The 18,419-nt window shown below is 72.3% G+C and carries 18 protein-coding genes and 1 tRNA gene; 14 read left to right on the top strand and 5 right to left on the bottom strand.

What is annotated here, in order from left to right:
• Positions 1-19: 19 nt before the first annotated feature.
• Positions 20-1,531 (bottom strand): MFS transporter, encoded by a 1,512-nt coding sequence (locus tag ACFV04_RS34155; protein WP_380534770.1) that lies wholly within the window; start codon positions 1,529-1,531, stop codon positions 20-22.
• Between the two features lie 103 nt (positions 1,532-1,634).
• Between ACFV04_RS34155 and ACFV04_RS34160 the strand changes: the two genes are divergently transcribed.
• Positions 1,635-2,600, top strand: a complete 966-nt coding sequence (locus ACFV04_RS34160) for a YafY family protein (RefSeq protein WP_360253751.1) — start codon at positions 1,635-1,637, stop codon at positions 2,598-2,600.
• Positions 2,601-2,960: 360 nt separating this feature from the next.
• Here ACFV04_RS34160 and ACFV04_RS34165 read toward each other — a convergent pair whose 3' ends face one another.
• Positions 2,961-3,479, bottom strand: a complete 519-nt coding sequence (locus ACFV04_RS34165; RefSeq protein WP_360253753.1) for a YbhB/YbcL family Raf kinase inhibitor-like protein — start codon at positions 3,477-3,479, stop codon at positions 2,961-2,963.
• 84 nt (positions 3,480-3,563) lie between these two features.
• Here ACFV04_RS34165 and ACFV04_RS34170 point away from each other — a divergent pair, with 84 nt between their 5' ends.
• Together ACFV04_RS34170 and ACFV04_RS34175 are read left to right on the top strand one after the other, a co-directional pair.
• Positions 3,564-4,310, top strand: coding sequence for a rhomboid family intramembrane serine protease (locus tag ACFV04_RS34170; protein ID WP_380336821.1), 747 nt, complete (start codon positions 3,564-3,566; stop codon positions 4,308-4,310).
• An 85-nt stretch (positions 4,311-4,395) separates the two neighbouring features.
• The gene (locus ACFV04_RS34175) at positions 4,396-5,562 is read left to right on the top strand and encodes a hypothetical protein (RefSeq protein ID WP_380534773.1); all 1,167 of its coding nucleotides are present in this window, start codon (positions 4,396-4,398) and stop codon (positions 5,560-5,562) included.
• Between the two features lie 55 nt (positions 5,563-5,617).
• Here the strand turns inward: ACFV04_RS34175 and ACFV04_RS34180 are convergent, their stop codons facing one another.
• A complete protein-coding gene (locus ACFV04_RS34180) occupies positions 5,618-7,195 on the bottom strand; it encodes a helicase HerA-like domain-containing protein (RefSeq protein WP_380534775.1) in 1,578 nt (525 codons plus the stop codon).
• A 214-nt stretch (positions 7,196-7,409) separates the two neighbouring features.
• Here ACFV04_RS34180 and ACFV04_RS34185 point away from each other — a divergent pair, with 214 nt between their 5' ends.
• Both ACFV04_RS34185 and ACFV04_RS34190 read left to right on the top strand, forming a co-directional pair.
• Positions 7,410-7,706: a type II toxin-antitoxin system VapB family antitoxin gene (locus ACFV04_RS34185; RefSeq protein WP_030061387.1), complete on the top strand. Its 297-nt coding sequence runs from the start codon at positions 7,410-7,412 to the stop codon at positions 7,704-7,706.
• A 285-nt stretch (positions 7,707-7,991) separates the two neighbouring features.
• On the top strand, positions 7,992-8,678 hold the full coding sequence (locus ACFV04_RS34190) for a LytR C-terminal domain-containing protein (protein WP_380336828.1): 687 nt from the start codon (positions 7,992-7,994) through the stop codon (positions 8,676-8,678).
• Positions 8,679-8,774: 96 nt separating this feature from the next.
• On the opposite strand, the gene upp is transcribed toward ACFV04_RS34190, so the two are convergent.
• Positions 8,775-9,410 (bottom strand): uracil phosphoribosyltransferase, encoded by a 636-nt coding sequence (gene upp, locus ACFV04_RS34195; protein WP_350506235.1) that lies wholly within the window; start codon positions 9,408-9,410, stop codon positions 8,775-8,777.
• Positions 9,411-9,573: 163 nt separating this feature from the next.
• On the opposite strand from upp, the gene ACFV04_RS34200 reads away from it, so the two are divergent.
• The 8 genes from ACFV04_RS34200 to ACFV04_RS34235 all read left to right on the top strand — a co-directional run bounded on the left by ACFV04_RS34200 (position 9,574) and on the right by ACFV04_RS34235 (position 14,665).
• Entirely contained in the window at positions 9,574-9,810 is a 237-nt protein-coding gene (locus ACFV04_RS34200) for a hypothetical protein (protein ID WP_360253763.1), read from the top strand.
• 270 nt (positions 9,811-10,080) lie between these two features.
• Complete coding sequence (locus ACFV04_RS34205; RefSeq protein WP_360253765.1) at positions 10,081-10,638, top strand: tRNA adenosine deaminase-associated protein; 558 nt, start codon at positions 10,081-10,083, stop codon at positions 10,636-10,638.
• A gap of 28 nt (positions 10,639-10,666) precedes the next feature.
• Entirely contained in the window at positions 10,667-11,194 is a 528-nt protein-coding gene (tadA, locus tag ACFV04_RS34210) for a tRNA adenosine(34) deaminase TadA (RefSeq protein WP_380534778.1), read from the top strand.
• Positions 11,195-11,287: 93 nt separating this feature from the next.
• Positions 11,288-11,377: transfer RNA gene (locus tag ACFV04_RS34215), tRNA-Ser, on the top strand.
• A 449-nt stretch (positions 11,378-11,826) separates the two neighbouring features.
• A complete protein-coding gene (locus ACFV04_RS34220) occupies positions 11,827-11,991 on the top strand; it encodes a hypothetical protein (RefSeq protein WP_350519723.1) in 165 nt (54 codons plus the stop codon).
• 112 nt (positions 11,992-12,103) lie between these two features.
• Positions 12,104-12,397 carry a Dabb family protein gene (locus ACFV04_RS34225; RefSeq protein ID WP_360253769.1) on the top strand — a complete coding sequence of 98 codons (294 nt, stop codon included), beginning with the start codon at positions 12,104-12,106 and terminating at the stop codon, positions 12,395-12,397.
• Between the two features lie 349 nt (positions 12,398-12,746).
• A complete protein-coding gene (locus ACFV04_RS34230) occupies positions 12,747-13,586 on the top strand; it encodes an RNA polymerase sigma factor SigF (RefSeq protein ID WP_380534790.1) in 840 nt (279 codons plus the stop codon).
• Between the two features lie 143 nt (positions 13,587-13,729).
• Positions 13,730-14,665, top strand: coding sequence for an RNA polymerase sigma factor SigF (locus tag ACFV04_RS34235; RefSeq protein ID WP_380336836.1), 936 nt, complete (start codon positions 13,730-13,732; stop codon positions 14,663-14,665).
• Positions 14,666-14,674: 9 nt separating this feature from the next.
• On the opposite strand, the gene ACFV04_RS34240 is transcribed toward ACFV04_RS34235, so the two are convergent.
• On the bottom strand, positions 14,675-15,709 hold the full coding sequence (locus tag ACFV04_RS34240) for a tyrosine-protein phosphatase (protein ID WP_380534781.1): 1,035 nt from the start codon (positions 15,707-15,709) through the stop codon (positions 14,675-14,677).
• Positions 15,710-15,977: 268 nt separating this feature from the next.
• On the opposite strand from ACFV04_RS34240, the gene ACFV04_RS34245 reads away from it, so the two are divergent.
• Positions 15,978-18,311 (top strand): hypothetical protein, encoded by a 2,334-nt coding sequence (locus tag ACFV04_RS34245; RefSeq protein ID WP_380534783.1) that lies wholly within the window; start codon positions 15,978-15,980, stop codon positions 18,309-18,311.
• Positions 18,312-18,419 lie beyond the last annotated feature (108 nt).

An 18,419-nucleotide genomic window follows, 5' to 3' on the forward strand; every position in this document is an offset into this window, starting at 1 on the left:
CCCTGCGTCCCAACGGACCCTACGATCCCGCCCCGTAGGACCCGGACCGACATACCAGGACGGACTCCGGCTCCGGCGCCGCGTCCTCGGTGGCGGCCCCGACCGCCGCACCGCGCTTCCGCGGCAGCGCGAACATCAGCAGGAACACCGCCAGCAGCACCCCCGCGACCCACCACAGCGCGTGCACGAAGGCCCCGCCGAACGCCGTCCCGACCGCCTCGGGCGCGACCACGTCGTCCATCGCCCCGAAGAAGGCCACCGAGACCAGCCCGAGTCCGAGCGCGTTCCCCACCTGCTGCACGGTGTTGATCAGCCCGGAGGCCGAACCGGCGTGCTCGCGCGGCACCTCCGCCAGCACCGCGTCCGTGATCGGCGCGACGATCAGTCCCATCCCGAGGCCCATCACGACCAGCGGCAGCGCCATCTGCCAGGGCGCGATCGCCGTCCCGTACCGGTCGGCCTCCCAGACGTAGGTGAGCACGCCCGCCGCCATCACCAGCGCGCCGGTCTGCAGCACCTTGCGTCCGAACCGCGGCACCAGCTTCTGCACCGAGAGCCCGGCCGCCGTGGAGACCGCGATCGAGAACGGGATGCCGGTCGCGCCGGCCTTGAGCGGGCTCCAGCCCAGGCCCACCTGCATGTAGAGGGTCCAGACCAGGAAGAAGATGCCGAGCGCCACGCCGAAGGCCAGCTGCACGCAGATGCCGGCCGCGAAGGACTTCACCCGGAACAGCGCCAGCTCGACCAGCGGCGAGCCGTCCCGCCGCGTCTTGACCTTCTCGTAGGCCACGAACAGGGCGAACACCGGCAGGCTCCCGGCCATCGACAGGTACCCCCAGAGCGGCCAGCCGGCCTCCCGCCCGTGCGTCAGCGGGTAGATCAGCATCAGCAGGCCGAGGCTGGCCAGGAGCACGCCCACCAGGTCGAGCTTCAGGGCCTGGTCGGCCTTCGACTCGTCGATGAAGCGGCGGCCGAGGAGCAGGCCGGCGATGCCGACCGGCAGGTTGATCAGGAAGATCGGTCGCCAGGCCAGGCCGAACACGTCCCACTCGGTCAGCAGCGCACCGATCATCGGACCGGAGACGGCGCCCAGGCCGACCACCGCACCGAACATGCCGAACACCTTGCCGCGCTCCTCCGCCGGGAAGGTCGCGTGGATGATCGACAGCACCTGCGGCACCATCAGGGCCGCCGTCCCGCCCTGCAGCAGCCGGGTCGCGACCAGCATCTCCGGCCCGGAGGCCAGCCCGCAGAGCGCGGACGCCACGGTGAAGCCGCCGATCCCGATCAGGAACAGCCGCTTGCGGCCGTGGATGTCGCCCAGCCGCCCGCCGGTGATCAGCCCGATCGCGAAGGCCAGCGCGTACCCGCCGGTGACCCACTGCACGGCGCTGAAGGACGCGCCGGTGTCCGCCTGGATGCTGGGGATGGCGATGTTGACGATGGTGACGTCCACCAGGTCCATGAAGGAGGCCACCATCACGATCGCCAGCGCGATCCACCTCCGCCTATCGGCTCCCGCCGCGCTCATTCCGTACTCCTCGACTGCTCGCACTTCCCGCTTCTCGACGTCCCCGACGCTAAGGGGCATATAGGTCAGTTCCTGTCCCAGTTCATCCGGCATGCTGGACGGCATGACCGACACCCCCGCCCGCCTGCTCGGCCTGCTGTCCCTGCTCCAGACCCCGCGGGAGTGGCCCGGCAGCGAGCTCGCCGAGCGACTGGGCGTCAGCCCCCGGACGATCCGGCGCGACATCGACCGGCTGCGCGACCTCGGCTACCCGGTGCAGGCCACCATGGGCGCGGTCGGCGGCTACCGGCTGGTCGCGGGCACCGCGATGCCACCGCTGCTGCTGGACGACGAGGAGGCCGTGGCCATCGCGGTCGGGCTGCGGGCGGGCGCCGGGCACGCGGTGGTCGGCATCGAGGAGGCCTCGGTCCGGGCCCTCGGCAAACTGCTCCAGGTACTGCCCGGCCGGCTCCGGCACCGGGTCGGCGCGCTCAACACCGCGACCGTGCCGCTGCTCACCGGGGACGGCCCGACCGTCGACCCGGAGGACCTCACCCTGCTCGCCGGCGCCGTCACCAACCACGAACGGGTGCGCTTCGCCTACCGCTCCTACGACGGCACCGGCACCAGGCGACTCGTCGAACCCGAGCGGCTGGTCTCGGTCGGCCGCCGCTGGTACCTCGTCGGCTACGACCTGGACCGCGCGGACTGGCGGCTGTTCCGGGTCGACCGGCTGAGCGAGCCCTTCGCCACCGGCGCCCGCTTCACCCCGCGCCCGCTGCCCGCCGAGGACGCCGCCGCGTACGTGGCGGGCAAGCTGCGCCGCCCCTCGCCGAGCGGCACCGTGGTCGCCACCGTGCACGCCCCGGCCGAACTGGTCCGGCAGCGCTTCAAACCGGGCGACTCCGAGATCGAACCGCTCGACGAACACAGCTGCCGGCTGCGCTCGCGCTCCGACTCGCTGGAGTGGACGGCGATGCGGCTGCTGTCCCTGGACCGCGCCTTCGAGGTGCACGAGCCGCCGCAGCTGCGCGAGCACCTCCGGCGGCTGGCCGCGCGCGCCGCCCACGCGGCGGGCCCGGCCGACTGACCCCCGGCCCCGGCCGGCAGCCCCGCCCCGGCCGCCCCGGACCCGGCCCCGGTCCCAGGCCCCGACCGGGTGTCCCCTGTCCCATGCCCCGGCCGGGTACCAGCCGCTGCCCGGCCGAAAACCGCAGCACGCCGTCCCGGCCGTACGCCCGCCCCCGGTCGAGCTCCCCGAGCTCCCCGAGGGCGCCGGGAGCGCCGAGGGCGCCGAGGCGCCGACCCGCTCCCGGCGGACCACCCGGCAACCGTCGCCGCCCTCCCGCTCGCACCGGACCGCACCGGACCGCACCGGACCGGACCGGCTCGCCGTCGGGCTACCGGAGGACGGCCGGTTCCCCGTCCGGCCCGATGCCGGTAGCGGACCTCAGACCCCGTACTCGGCGGTCAGCAGCGCGCGGCCGAGGGTGTGGAAGGTGAGGTGGAAGCCGATCTGCGCCGCCGGGGTGTCGGCGGTGACGTCCAGCTTCTCCACGTCCAGGGCGTGCACGGCGAAGACGTAGCGGTGCGGGGCACCGGGCGGCGGGGCGGCGCCGTCGTACTTGGTGCCCGGGAAATCGTTGCGGCCGTGGAAGGAGGCCGCGCCCGGCAGGTCGTCGTCCGAGGAGCCGGCGCCGCGCGGCAGTCCGGCGGTGTCGGCGGGCAGGCCGAGGGCGAGCCAGTGCCACCAGCCGGAGCCGGTGGGCGCGTCCGGGTCGTAGCAGGTCACGGCGATGCTCCTGGTGCCCTCCGGCAGGCCCGACCAGGCCAGCTGCGGCGAGAGGTTGCCGCCGGCGTGGATGAACTCCGCGGCCAGTGTGCCGCCTTCGGCGATGTCCTGGCTGCTCAGTTCGAAGGACGGCACCTGCGGCAGGAACTCGTACGGCAGCGGCGGACGCTTGCTCATGGGTGGTCACCTCTCGCGACGGGAATGACACCGGTCACTGTAATGGGGTGCACGTCCGATCCCGGCGCCCCTACAGTCGGGGTCATGGCCTCGAACGACCGCAGCCCCGCGACGACCGCGCTCGACCCCGCCACGATGATCGCGGACGCCCGTCGCGCGCTCTTCACCATGGTCGGGGTCCTGGCGGCGATCTGGCTGATCCAGCTGGTGAACTGGATGGACGACTACGACCTCGGCCGGCGGTTCGGCGTCGTCCCGCAGGACGTGAGCCGGCTGCCGAACATCGTCACCGCGCCCTTCCTGCACTGGAACTGGGCCCACCTGGAGGCCAACTCGGGGCCGCTGTTCGTCTTCGGCTTCCTGGCGGCCTACCGCGGCGTCAGGAAGTTCCTCGGTCTGACCCTGCTGGTCGCGCTGACCAGCGAGCTGACGGCCTGGGTCTTCGACAGTCCGAACTCGGTCGGCGCCGGGGCCAGCGGCGTGGTGTTCGGCTACTTCGGCTACGTGGTGCTGCGCGGGGTCTTCGACCGCAACCTGGTCGACACCCTGATCGGCGTCGTCCTCGGCGCCTCCTTCGCCTACATGGTCACCGCCGCGCTGCCGGGCGTCGCCCCGGGGATCAGCTGGTCCGCGCACCTCGGCGGTCTGATCGGCGGCCTGGCCGGCGCCTGGATCTTCCGCAACCGCGTCCCGCGCCCGGTCGCCCCGGCCGGGCCGGGGCCGGTGCCCGCGCCCTCCGCCGGGCCGAGGGCCGCCGCCGGGCCGGCCGGCACCGCCCCGGGCAGCCCCAACGCCGCCCTGCTCAAGGAGCTGGACGATCTGGGCCTGTAGCCCACTCGGACCGCCAGGTATAGACCAATTCCACCCCTGCGGCTAGCGTGAACGGCGCACCAGCCCCCAGCCCCGGAGCCGCACCGTGGAGTCGTCCGTCCTCGCCTTCGCCACCGACCTGCTCGACGAGGGCCCCGACACCTTCTTCGGCAACCTCACCGACCGCGCCGGGGTCGGCGGCGTCACCCTCGCCTCGGTCTACCACGAGGCCCGCGACGTCTTCCCGCACAACCCCCACCGGGTGGTCCGCCACCTGGAGCCGGGCGCGGCGTACTTCCGCCCCGACCCGGCGGCCTGGCGGGGCCGGCGCCTGGCGCCCGCGCCGTCCACCGCCATCGGCGACCGCGACCCCTTCGCCGAGGCCGCCGACGAGGCCCGCCGCCGCGGCCTGAAGCTGCACGCCTGGACGGTGTTCTGCCACAACGACCGGCTGGGCTTCGTCCACCCCGACTGTGCCCCGGCCAACGCCTTCGGCGACCGCCACCTCACCGAGCTCTGCCCGGCGAACCCCGAGGTCCGGGCGTACGCGCTGACCCTGGTCGCCGAACTGGCCCGGTACGGCGTGGACGCCGTCCGCGCCGAGTCGCTGCACTTCCACGGACTGCGCCACGGCCACCACCACGAGCGCTACTTCGAGGAGCTGGGCCCGGTCACCGAGGCCCTGCTCGGGGTCTGCTTCTGTCCGCACTGCCGCGCCGCCGCCACCGCCGCGGGCGTCCCCGCCGAGGAGGTGTCCGGGGCCGTCCGCACCGAAGTGCGCCGCCGCCTGGCCGACGAGTCCGCCGCCACCGAGCCCGCCGACCTGACCGCCCTCGCCGACGGCGCCTTCGCCGCGTACGTGGACGCCTCCGCCGCCACCGTCACCTCGCTGGCCGCCGAGCTGTCCGAGCAGGCCCGCCGCCACGGCATGCGGCTGAGCTTCATGGACGGCGGCGGCCCCGGCAAGGGCTGGCTCTCCGGGATCGACCTGCCCGCCCTCGCGAAGGCCGCCGACGGGATCGAGACGCTCGGCTACGCCCGGACCCCGGAGGCGGTCCGGGAGAAGATCGCCGCCTTCGCCCTGCACGGCGTCCGCCCGCAGGACCTGGCGGTGATCCTGCGCCCGATGTCCTCCGACTGCGACGGCCCGGAGAACCTCGCCGCCAAGATCACCGTCCTGCGCGAACTCGGCGTCCCCGAGGTCGAGTTCTACCACTACGGCCTGATGCGCCTGTCCTCCCTCGACCGGATCGGCGCGGCCCTCTCCGGCTGAGCCTCACCGCCGCCCGCTCCGGCTGAGCCTCACCGCCACCCGCTCCGGCTGGGCCTCACCGCCGCCGCTTGGACGTCCCGAACAGGCTGCGGGAGATCTCCTGCCCGAGCTGCCGCCCGGCCGAGCGCGCGAAGGTCTTCACCGTCGGATTGCTCAGCAGCGACCCGAGCAGACCGCCGACGCCCTCCTTCTCCGCCGGCCGGGGCTCCCGCCGCTCCGGGGCCGGCTCCGGCCCCTGCCCCGGGGTGCCCGGCTCCGTCGGAACCGCCTCCGGCCGGGGCGCCCGCGCCGCCAGCTTCTCGTACGCCGATTCCCGGTCGATCGCGTCCCGGTAGCGCGCCGTCAGCGCAGAGGCGTCCACGACCGCCCGCAGCGCCCCCGCCTCGATCGGCCCCATCAGCGACTGCGGTGCCCGCAGCCTGGTCGCCGCGACGGGCGTCGGCGCACCCTTCTCGGACAGGACGGTCACCACCGCCTCGCCGGTGCCGAGCGAGGTCAGCACCGCGCCGAGGTCGTACGAGGAGCGCGGGAAGGTCGAGACGGTGGCCTTGAGCGCCTTGGCGTCGTCCGGCGTGAAGGCGCGCAGCGCGTGCTGCACCCGGTTGCCCAACTGCGCCAGCACGTCGGACGGGACGTCCCGCGGCGTCTGGGTCACGAAGAAGATGCCGATGCCCTTGGACCGGATCAGCCGCACGGTCTGGGTGATCGCCTCCAGGAAGGCCTTGGAGGCGCCCTTGAACAGCAGGTGCGCCTCGTCGAAGAAGAACACCAGCTTGGGCTTGTCGAGGTCGCCGACCTCGGGCAGCTCCTGGTAGAGGTCGGCGAGCAGCCACATCAGGAAGGTGGAGAACAGCCGCGGCCGGTCCTGCACCGCGGGCAGCTCCAGCACCGAGACCACGCCCCCGCCCTCCGGTGTGGTCCGCAGCAGTTCGGCGGTGTCGAACTCGGGCTCGCCGAAGAACGCCCCGGCGCCCTCGTTCTCCAGCACGGTGAGCGCGCGCAGGATCACCCCGGCGGTGGCCGCCGAGAGCCCGCCGATGGTCCTCAGCTCCTCCTTGCCCTCGGGCGAGGCGAGGAAGGCGATCACCGCGGTCAGGTCCTTGAGGTCGTAAAGCTCCAGGCCCTTGCCGTCGGCGTAGTGGAACACCAGGCCGAGCGAGGACTCCTGGGTCTCGTTCAGGTCGAGGACCTTGGACAGCAGCAGCGGCCCGAAGCTGGTGACGGTGGCCCGGACCGGGATGCCCTCGCCCTGTCCGCCGAGCGAGTAGAACTCGGCGGGGCAGCCCCGGGCCGTCCACTGCTGCCCGACCTCGGCGGCCCGGGCGCCGGTGCGCTCGCTCGGCACGCCGGGCGCGGCGACACCGGAGACGTCCCCCTTGATGTCGGCCAGGAAGACCGGCACGCCCTGCCCGGAAAGCTGTTCGGCGATCAGCTGGAGGGTCTTGGTCTTGCCGGTGCCGGTGGCCCCGGCGACCAGTCCGTGCCGGTTGAGCACGCCCAGCGGGATGCGCACCTGGGCGTCCGGGTAGGCGGTGCCGTCCAGCAGCACCGCACCGAGGTCGAGGGCGGGCCCGGTGAAGGCGTACCCGTCGGCGATCTCCCGGACGGCCTGCGGGGTGGGGGCGGAGGACATCGGTGCACACTCCTGGGCGGATCGGAACGCTTCGGAACGCTTCGGAACGCATCGGAACGCATCGGCATCGGAATCGGAGCCACATCGGTCTCCGGGCGATGTTCGCGACATTTCCCATCAAACAACCGCATTCGTCCACGCGCAGTTCACGCCGACGCGCGTGGCGGCGTCGCGGCTGCTGCGCCATTCGCCGCCCAAACGGTAGGCTTTCCGTGTGATCTTCAAGCGCATCGGCAATGGGCGGCCGTACCCGGATCACGGCCGGACGAGCACCCGACAGTGGGCTGACGTCGCCCCGCGTCCGGTGCGGCTCGACCAGCTGGTGACCACCAAGGGCCAACTCGACCTCGAAACCCTGCTGGCCGAGGACTCGACCTTCTACGGGGACCTCTTCGCCCACGTGGTGAAGTGGCACGGCGACCTCTACCTGGAGGACGGACTGCACCGGGCCGTACGGGCCGCGCTGCAGCAGCGCCAGGTGCTGCACGCCCGTGTCCTCGAAATGGAGTGACGGACCGAAACGGAGCGACGGACCGCCCGCACCGGGCGGGTCGCACCCCTGCGGACTTCCGGACCGCCCCCTCGCCGACCCCGGCGGCGGGCGGTCCACGCGTACCCCGGTACCCCCGTTCGGGTACCGGGGTACTCCAAATGATGATCGTTTAGTACCTTCACAGCTGTACGGCACTACGCTGCTGACTACGGCTGCGACCAGGGGATCCGCCCGCACCGGGGGAGCTCCTGCCCGGCCGACCCGTCATCCCGACCCCGCCCCGGTACGAGGGGGAGACAAACCATGAGCATGTTGACTCCCCAAGGCCTCAAGGGGAAGCAGTACCGCATCACCGGCAACTCCTACCCACGGCTGGGCCGGCCCCCGAAGAAGAGCCGCAAGGTGATCGCCGCGCTCGTCGGCCTGCTCACCCTGGCCCTGATCGCCCTCGGCGGCGTCCAGCTGTACGACATCTTCACGGGCAAGAACAAGAACTCCTCCGCCCAGGCGTGCGCGGCCCCGTCCGGCAAGCCGCTGGCCGCCCCGACGGCGGGCGCCACCCCGGGCGCCCCCGCCGCCTCCGGCGCACCCGCCGCCCAGGGCGACCCGCACGCCGTCCCGCAGGCCGCCGCGGTCACGGTGAACATCTACAACGCCACCACCAAGGCCGGCCTGGCCGGGCGGACGGCCGAGGAGTTCAAGAAGCGCGGCTTCACCATCGGCAAGGTCGGCAACGCCCCGGCCGAGCTGGACAAGAAGGTGCCCGGCACCGCCCAGGTGATCGCCGGCCCGACCGGCGCCGGAGCCGGCACCCTGGTCGGCTCGCAGATCGCCGGGGCCACCGTCACCGCCGACGCCCGGACCGACACCAGCGTGGACTTCGTGATCGGCGACAGCTACAACGCCCTGCTGGACGAGACCCAGGCGGCCGCCGCGCTCGCCCTCGCCACCAAGCCGTCCCCCACCCCGACCGCGAGCGGCAGCTGCTGACACCCCGGACGACACCCGGACGACGGAACACCCGGGACGAACGGAAGGGCCCTCCGGCAACGCGCCGGAGGGCCCTTCGTCGTTCTCCGCGGGTTCTCAGCCCGCGGTGCCGTACAGCCGGTCGCCCGCGTCGCCGAGGCCGGGGACGATGTAGCCGTTCTCGTTGAGCCGCTCGTCCAGCGCGGCGGTGACCACGGTGACCGGCAGGTCCGCCAGCTCCCGCCGCATCACCTCGACGCCCTCGGGGGCGGCCAGCAGCACCACGGCGGTGACGTCGGTGGCGCCGCGCTCGATCAGCATCTTGATCGCGGCGACCAGGGTGCCGCCGGTGGCCAGCATCGGGTCGAGCACGTAGACCTGGCGGCCGGAGAGGTCGTCCGGCATCCGGGTCGCGTACGTGGAGGCCTCCAGGGTCTCCTCGTTGCGGACCATGCCGAGGAAGCCCACCTCGGCGGTCGGCAGCAGCCGGGTCATCCCGTCCAGCATGCCGAGGCCGGCCCGCAGGATCGGGACGACCAGCGGGCGCGGGTAGCTGAGCCGGGTACCGAGCGTGACCGCCACGGGCGTGGTGATCTCCACCTCGTCGGTGCGGACGTCCCGGGTGGCCTCGTAGGCGAGGAGGGTCACCAGCTCGTCGGTCAGGCGACGGAAGGTCGGCGAGTCGGTGCGCTCGTCGCGCAGGGTGGAGAGCTTGTGGGCGACCAGGGGGTGGTCGACGACGTGGAGACGCATGTACCGAGGTTAGCCCGGGTCTGGACGCCTGTACGACACGCCGTGCCCGACCCGGGCGCCGGACCGGGTGACACGGCCGTGACACGCCGTGACAACGGGTGAATGTCCGGACGGAAGCGTCTGCTGTGGTATCAACCGGGCCGTTCTGGGAATGTCACGTCTTATGACGAGCAACCCGAAGGCCGGGGACGGCTCGGCGGACGAGCCCGGCGGCGGGGCGGGCCCGCGCCCGGGCCCGCCGGACGACCCTCCGGAGACCGAGGCGGAGCGCCGCAAGCGGCGGGCCGTCTTCCTGCGCGAGCTCACCGAGGCGCGCGAACTCCGGGAGCGGGTCCAGCCGCGACGGACCAAGGAACGGCGGATGCGCGAGGCGATGCGGATGCGAACCTTCCGGATCTGACGGGCCCCCGGCCGGGGTCCGGAGCGGGCCGCCGCCGGTCCCGACGGGCGCTCGGAGCAAATTTCGACCGCCTTCGGACCGTCCCCGCGCGGGTTCGCCCTCCGCCGCCCGGCCCTTCCGACACGACCTGCAAAGACGCGCTGCCGAACACCCCCCGCAAGGGCGGGCTTTCTGTCACGATTCCGATGGGACGGTCCGAAGAGCGGACCGCCTCTGGCGCGGGGGCGGCCAGATTTCCGCGTTGCCCGAGCGCGCCGACAGCCGAGACCGATGATCTTGGGAGTGTCCCTGGTGGCGTACTTCGCTGCAGTGCTTGCTCGCACCGAGGACGGGTGGGATGTGAGCGAGACGGAACTCGACGACGTCGAAACCCTGGCCGATCTGACCGACCTGGCCCGCGACTCCGCGCAGGACGACGACAGCGTCCTGATCTTCATCGAACAGGAGGACTCCTGGTTCGCCGTCGTCCGCGTGGACGGCGAGGACGACCCCCGGATCTTCGTGTCGGACGGCGCCGCCGCCGCCCGCAGCTCCTACGGCTCCGTCCTCACCGACGAGCTGGTCGACCAGGCCGGCGAGAGCGAGTTCGGCGACCTGGACCACCTGCTGGACGAGGACGAGGAGACGCAGGACCAGGACAACGAGGACGCCGCGCCGAACGGCGGGGTCCCGGTCGGCCCGCTCGGCGACGCGCACCTGCTCACCGAGTTCGGCCTGGCCTCCGACGCGCTGCTCGCCCTCAGCGGCGAGGGCGCGGTGCCGGGCGACGCCCTGGAGGAGATCGCGGAGGCCCTGGGCTGCGGCGAGGTCCTGGAGGCCGTCCGGTAGGGCGGCGGGATACCCGACACTGGATGCCATGCAGCCCGCATCCACCGCGCAGACCGTCCCGCTCGTCCCCCCGCTGCCCGCCCCCGTCCGCCCCGACCCGGTCCGCGACCGCTGGGCGGCGCCGATGCGCCTCGCCATCGCCGAGGCCGCCCTGGCGCCGACCACCGGGGACGTCCCGGTCGGGGCGCTCGTCCTGGGCCCGGACGGCGAAGTGATCGGGCGCGGCCACAACGAGCGCGAGGCGGTGGGCGACCCGACCGCGCACGCCGAGGTGGTGGCGATCCGACAGGCGGCCGCGGCGGTCGGGGAGTGGCGGCTCTCCGGCTGCACCCTGGTCGTCACGCTGGAGCCGTGCACGATGTGCGCCGGCGCCATCGTGCTCTCCCGGATCGACCGGGTGGTCTACGGCGCCCTCGACGAGAAGGCCGGCGCGGCCGGCTCGCTCTTCGACGTGATGCGCGACCGCCGGCTCAACCACCGCCCCGAGGTGATCTGGGGCGTCCTCGCCGAGGAGTGCGGCGAGCAGCTGCGGGCGTTCTTCGACACCCACCGCTGAACCCCGCCCGCAGCCCCGCCGCCCGCAGCCCCGCCGACGGCCGTCCCGATACGGATTTCGTCCCCGAGCCACCCGTCCGGTAGAGTTCCCCTCGGTAGCGTGTCCGAGCGGCCAAAGGAGCACGCCTCGAAAGCGTGTGTGGGGGCAACTCCACCGTGGGTTCGAATCCCACCGCTACCGCCAGAAAGCCCGAGGGCCCGTCCGATCCGGACGGGCCCTCGGCGTTTCCGCGCACCCTCGGACGCGGAAAGGGCTCCGTACCCCGGGCCGATGACCACCGGTGCCCGGTCCGTACGGAGCCTGGAGGGGGGAGCGGCTCGGGGGGACTGACCGCTCCCCCTGCGGAGTCCCACAACCGGCGCCGCGTCGGGGGGAAGCCGCGGCAGCCGGTCCCACAGCGGGGAGCTCCGGATCCACGCACCGGGGATTCCTGCCAGATCCTCGGTACGTCATCCATCCTGCCGCCCGGTTCCCGGCCGGGCACCCGGAGAAAGGCCCCACTCGCGGGGACCTTCGTCCCGCCGGCCGAACGCGTCGCACACTTGATAGCCCGTCCGGGTGGATAAGCTGCCCCCTGCAGGCCGCTCGGGGACCGGATGACGGCGGCCCACCGCTGGGAGGAAGGTCACCCGATGGCGCAGGCGAAGAAGATCGGCATGGTCCTCCTGCTCGTCTTCGTGCTCTACTCGATCATCACGTCGCCGGCCCGGTCCGCCGAGCTCGTCCAGCTGGGGTTCGAGGGCATCTCGAACGCGGCCAAGGCGGTCGGCACCTTCATGACCGGGCTGATCAAGTAGTCCGGCCCGGCCGGGTGGCCACCGCCCGGCCGGCGGACGGCCGTCCGCCGGCCCCGGCCCACCGGCTACGGTGGGCGGGACCCCCAGCCCCCGTCCGCGAGGAGCGGCAATCGTGATCCGGCACCTGGTCCTGTTCAAGCTCAACGAAGGCGTCAGCAAGGACGACGAGCGCGCGCTCGCCGGCGCCAAGGCGTTCTCCGAACTCGGCGCGGTCATCCCCGAGCTGCGCGAGTGGGAGTGCGGCTGGAACACCACCGAGCGCGACATCGCCCACGACTACGCCATCAACAGCCTGGTCGAGGACCGCGACGCCCTGCAGGCCTACCTGACCCACCCGGCCCACCAGGCCGCAGCCGGCCAGTGGCGCGAGTTCGCGACCTGGGTGATCGCCGACATCGAGGTCTGAGCCCCCGTCCGGCCCGGTCACGCCCGGCCGGACCCGGCAGACCACCCGGCCGGCCCCCCGGCCGCCCCGAGTCCGTCCCGCGACTTTCCCCCGGACGGACCGCAGCGCCCCGTCCGGCCTCCGGACGGGGCGCCTTGCTCCGTCCCGGAACGACCCGTGCCGCAGCTCACCGGCGGCCCCCGCGAAGGTTGAACGCCCCACCAACACACCTCCACCGGGTGCTTGCCCGACCTGTGCCCACCTTGTGATGCTATGACCGGTTTTGCCGGACATGGCCAGGTGATGAACCAGCCGCGACACCCGATCCGCAGGGCCCGCCGTTGTCGACTTTGGGAGGGGTGACGTGTCCGTGGACGAGGTGCTGGCTGCGATCATCAGCCCGGCCGGCGAGCTCCGCCCGGACGGCCTGCGCGGCCCCGGCGGAAGGCCCGTCGTGGACGTCCGGACGCTGACCCGAGTGCTGTTCGAGCGGCTCTCCGAGCTGCCCCCGGACGCCCCCGAGCGGGAGCGGGTCCGGGCCGCCCTGATCGAGGTGAACATCCCGCTGGTCCGCTACGCGGCCACCCGCTTCCGCAGCCGCAGCGAGCCGATGGAGGACGTCGTCCAGGTCGGCACCATCGGCCTGATCAACGCGATCGACCGCTTCGACCCCGGCCGCGGCGTCCAGTTCCCCACCTACGCGCTGCCGACCATCCTGGGCGAGATCAAGCGCTACTTCCGGGACAACGTCCGCACCATGCACGTGCCGCGCCGGCTCCAGGAGCTGTGGGTCCAGGTCAGCGGCGCCATGGAGGAGCTGACGGTGCTGCACGGACGGGTGCCCAAGGTCCCGGAGATCGCCGCCAGCCTGCGGATCCCCGAGGAGGACGTCCGGGCCTGCCTGGACGCCGGGCGGGCGTACAACGCGGCCTCCCTGGAGGCCGCCCAGGAGCACGAGGGCGGGCTCGCCCTGCTCGACCGGCTCGGCTACGAGGACTCCGCGCTGGCCGAGGTCGAGCACCGCGACATGGTCCGCCACCTGCTGGTCCAACTCCCCGAGCGGGAGCGCCGGATCGTGATGCTGCGGTTCTTCGCCAACCTCACCCAGTCCCAGATCAGCACCGAACTGGGGATGTCCCAGATGCACGTCTCACGGCTGCTCTCGCGGATCCTCACCCGGCTCCGGACCGGCAACTCATGGGAAGAGTGAGATTGCAGCGCGTTACCCCCGCGTGACATCTTGCGACGTTCGGGTTTGCCGTGCACCGTGTTCCGGTATGGAGGGGGAGGGCCCTGCCGGGAACCTCCGTGCGAGGGCCCCCGTTCAAGTGTCAGTCACGAGGGGGTGGGTGCATGTCCGGAGAGCTGGGCACTGCGGAGATCCACGCTGGTCAGGCCCGCGGCACGGCCGTCGCCGAGGACCTGGTCCCGCGGCAGCGGGTCGAACCGGCCGGGCCGCCCGGCCCCGACGCGGCGCCGGTGGCACCGCCCGGTCCGGACACGGCACCGGTGACGCCGCCCGGCGCCGGGCTGGACACCCGGACGCTCTCCCGCTCGCTGTTCCTGCGGCTGGCCGCGCTGGAGCCCGGCAGCGACGAGCACACCTACGTCCGCGACACCCTGATCGAGCTCAACCTGCCGCTGGTCCGGTACGCCTCGGCGCGTTTCCGCAGCCGCAACGAGCCGATGGAGGACATCGTCCAGGTCGGCACCATCGGCCTGATCAAGGCGATCGACCGCTTCGACCCGGAGCGCGGGGTGGAGTTCCCCACCTTCGCGATGCCGACCGTGGTCGGCGAGATCAAGCGCTTCTTCCGGGACACCAGCTGGTCGGTCCGGGTGCCGCGGCGGCTCCAGGAGCTGCGGCTGGCCCTCACCAAGGCCGGCGACGAGCTGTCCCAGCGGCTGGACCGCTCCCCCACCGTCGCCGAGCTGGCCGTCTGCCTGGGCGTCAGCGAGGAGGACGTGGTCGAGGGCCTCGCGGTCGGCAACGCGTACACCGCCAGCTCGCTCGACTCCGGCTCCGGCGAGGAGGACAGCGACGGGCCGCTGGCCGACCGGCTGGGCTACGAGGACCTCGCGCTGGAGGGCGTGGAGTACCGGGAGTCGCTGAAGCCGCTGCTGGCCAAGCTGCCGCCGCGCGAGCGCCGGATCATCATGCTGCGCTTCTTCGGCAACCTCACCCAGTCGCAGATCGGCGAGGAGATCGGGATCTCACAGATGCACGTCTCCCGGCTGCTCACCCGCACGCTCACCCAGCTCCGCGAGGGGCTGATCAGCGAGGGCTGAGCCGCCCGGTCAGCGTCCTCCGCCGTCCAGCAGGTTGACGCGCAGTCCGGTCAGCACGTCGTCGTCCAGCCCGAGCCCCTCCCACCAGAACGGGTCGAAGCCGCCCCATCCGGCCTCGACCTCCGCGAAGGCCGCGTCCAGGTAGTCGCGGTCGGCCCGGAAGACCGGCAGGAGCAGCTCGGGCTCGCGCATCAGGCCGCGGGCGGCGAGGTCGGCCAGGACCCGGTCGACGACCGGGGCCGAGCGCTCGTTGGTGAGCAGGTAGTCGGCGAGGACGGTCTCGCGGTCCACCCCGAGGGCGGTCAGCAGGAGCGCGGCGGCCCAGCCCGTGCGGTCCTTTCCGGCCGAGCAGTGGAACAGCAGCGGCGTGCCCTCCGGGGCGGCCAGCAGGCGCAGCAGGGCGGCGAAGCGCTCGCGCGCCACCGGGTCCGTGACGAACCAGCGGTAGAGGCCGGTCATCATCGCGCCCGCCCGGCCCTCGCCGAGCAGGGCGCGCTGCCGCTGCGGGCTGCTGTCGCCCAGCGCGTCCCTGATCATCAGGTAGATGTCGAAGTCCGTTGCCTGCAACGGGAGATGGTGCATCGTCACGCCGTCGGGCAGCCGGTCCGGGCCGGCGTCGCGGACCTCGTCCGCGCTGCGCAGGTCCACCACCCGGCGCAGTCCCAGCGCGCCGAGCGGGCCAAGGTCCTCGGCGGTGACATGGTTCAGGCCATCGCTGCGCAGGGCCACTCCGCGTCGCAACTTCCGCCCGTCAGCGGCCCGGTAACCGCCCAGATCACGGGCATTGACGGCCCATCGCAGGCCGAGACTGCGCCCGACCAGCTCCGTTCCTTCCGGTTCCGGCGCCCAATTCCGAGGGCCCCCGATTCCACCGGACTCCATCTGCTGATCGGTCACGCGGACGCCTCCATTGCATATTCGGACTGTCACATGGCACAGCCGTGCCCGATATTGCATGAACCTGCCCAATGGACCGGCGAGATGTGCGAGAGTGTCATGCGCAACGACGACAGTGTAGGTGCCCCGCCCGCCCCACAGGGCCATACCGTCGGTAACCAGGTGTAGCGCTCAGCTTCCGGTTTTTCATTTTCAATTCATTATTTGCGCCACCGGTACAGTTCCGGTCACAATCAGCGCCTTCATGGCATCGCCATGAACGTTGGTAACAGGTTCGCTGCACTCTCGCCCTTTTGGTCCCTCGCACGGCCGACCCTCGACCAGGATGGGCCCCGGGCAGCCTGCTGCCCGCGAACAGCTACACGGGTAGGCGAGCGCCGAGCAGCGCGGCGCCTGTCCCAAGGGGAGGATCACCATGGGTCGAGCGACCCGAAGAGTCGCCGCGTGTGCGGCGGCAGTTCTGCTGGCCAGCGGCCTGCAGTCCACCCTGGCCTACGGCGACACCACGCCGCCCAGGATCGACCTCACCATCCTGGTCGTCGACGACGGTGGCCCCTCGGTCGCCGCCATCACCGCCGAACTGAAGAGCCAGGGCACCCCGTACAAGGTCGTCAGCCTCAATGACCCCAACCGTCCCGTCATCAACTCGGCTTTCCTGAGCGACACGGTGAACGGGCAGCCCCGGGGGAAGTTCCAGGGCATCGTGCTGCCCAACGAAAACCCCTTCCCCAACAGCGCCGCCGAGATGACGGCCATCGCGAGCTACGAAGCCGCTTTCAACGTCCGCCAGATCGACGCGTACACGTGGGCCAGCCCGGCGGTGGGGCTGAACTACGCCCAGAATCCCGGATTCGTCGGCACTCTCGACGGATTCCAGGGAGCCACCACCGCGGCCGGAACTTCGGGCCCGTTCGGGTACCTCAAGGGCAGCGTCCCGTTCGAGGACAACGACCCGAACGTCAGCGAGAGCTACGGCTACCTGGCCACCCCGCTCGCGAGCCTCCCGGCCGGCGCCTCCTTCGTCCCGCTGGTCGACGCCGCGATACCCAGCACCACCTCGCGCGGGTCGCTGGTCGGCGAGTACACCCACGACGGCCGCAAGGAACTGGTCGTCACCTTCGTCTACAACCAGTACCAGCAGCAGTACCGCCTGCTGGCCCGCGGCATGGTCGACTGGATCACCCAGGGCGTCCACCTCGGCTACGACCGCAACTACTTCGCGGCGCACGTGGACGACGTCTTCCTGGCCGACGACCGCTGGGACACCTCGCTGAAGTGCACGCCCGGTGACGTCACCTGCCCGCCCGGCACCCCGGACACCGCCAACCCGATCCGGATGACCCAGGCGGACGCGCAGTACCTCAAGCAGTGGCAGACCGCCAACAACTTCACCCTGGACATGGTGTTCAACGGTGGCGGCAGCGAGGACTGGAAGGCCGACCACGAGACCACCGTGGACCCCACGGCAACTCAGATGATCGCCGACCAGAACAGCTACCGCTGGGTCAACCACACCTACACCCATCCGTACCTGGGCTGCGTCCAGGACGTCTCGGTGGTGCCGTGGGTCTGCACCAAGAACGCCTCCGGCGGCACGGTCTGGACCGACCAGAACACCATCTCCACCCAGATCAAGAACAACTTCGACTGGGCCACCGCGAACGGCCTGAAGGCCGACCCGCAGGTCCTGGTCACCGGTGAGCACTCCGGTCTGCTGACCGCCCCGCAGGAGACCAGCGACAACCCGTACCTGGCCCCGGCGCTGGCCGCCAACGGGATCAAGTTCACCGGCAGCGACGCCTCCCGCGAGCCCGCCCAGCGGGCCGTCGGCTCGTCCACGCTGACCGTGCCGCGGTACCCGATGAACGTCTTCTACAACGCCGGGACGGCGAAGGAGGAGGCCGACGAGTACAACTGGATCTACACCAGCAAGGCCAACGGCGGCAGCGGCGTCTGCGAGAACAACGCCAACTCGACCTGCCTGCCGGCGCCGCTGGACGTCAACACCGGTTTCCAGTCGTACATCGTGCCGCTGGAGGCCCGGATCGACCTCGGCCACGTGCTGAGCAACGACCCGCGGCCGCACTTCATCCACCAGTCGAACCTGTCCGAGGACAAGATCCTCTACCCGGTCCTGGAGAAGATCCTCGGCACCTACCGGTCGCTGCACGCCGACAACGCCCCGATCGTCAACCTCGGCGAGAAGGAGATCGGCCAGGAGTTCCAGAAGCGCGCGGCCTGGAACGCGGCCGTCGCCGCCGGCAAGGTCACCGCCTACCGGGTCGGCAACACCGTGACGGTCAGCGCGCCGTCCGGCGTTCAGGTCCAGGCCACCATGCCGACCGGCACTTCTCAGAAGCTGGTCATCGGATCGACCGCGTTCGGTTCGTCCTACGCCGGTACGCTCTCCGGCTGGGTGTCCCCGGGCACCCTGCAGAGCAACGTCACCCTGCAGCTCCCGTCCGCGCCGGCCGCCCCGGCCGCCGTGGCGCCGAGCGTCGCGGCCAAGTCCGTCCCGGCCGCGGTGCCGGCGGACAAGAAGGTCGTCCCGCAGGGCGTCGCCACCCCGGTGCCGGTGGGCCCGAGCGACACCACCCGCAAGCCGGCGCCGTCCCTGGTGCCCGGTAGCGGGACCCCGGTGCCCGGCAAGGGCGTGACCGCTGATAACAAGGGCACGGCGAAGAACGGCAAGGCCTCTGGGGGGACGGCCACGCCGAGCAGCACCACCGGACGCTCCGGCAACCGGTAACCCGAACCACCCGCTGGCGGGGGGGGGGGGGGGGGGGCCCCCCCCCCCCCCCCCCCCCCCCCCCCCCCCCCCCCCCCCCCCCCCCCCCCCAACCAAACAACGGCGGGG

The sequence above is a fragment of the Kitasatospora sp. NPDC059599 genome (assembly GCF_042735125.1).
Classification (GTDB): Bacteria; Actinomycetota; Actinomycetes; order Streptomycetales; family Streptomycetaceae; genus Kitasatospora.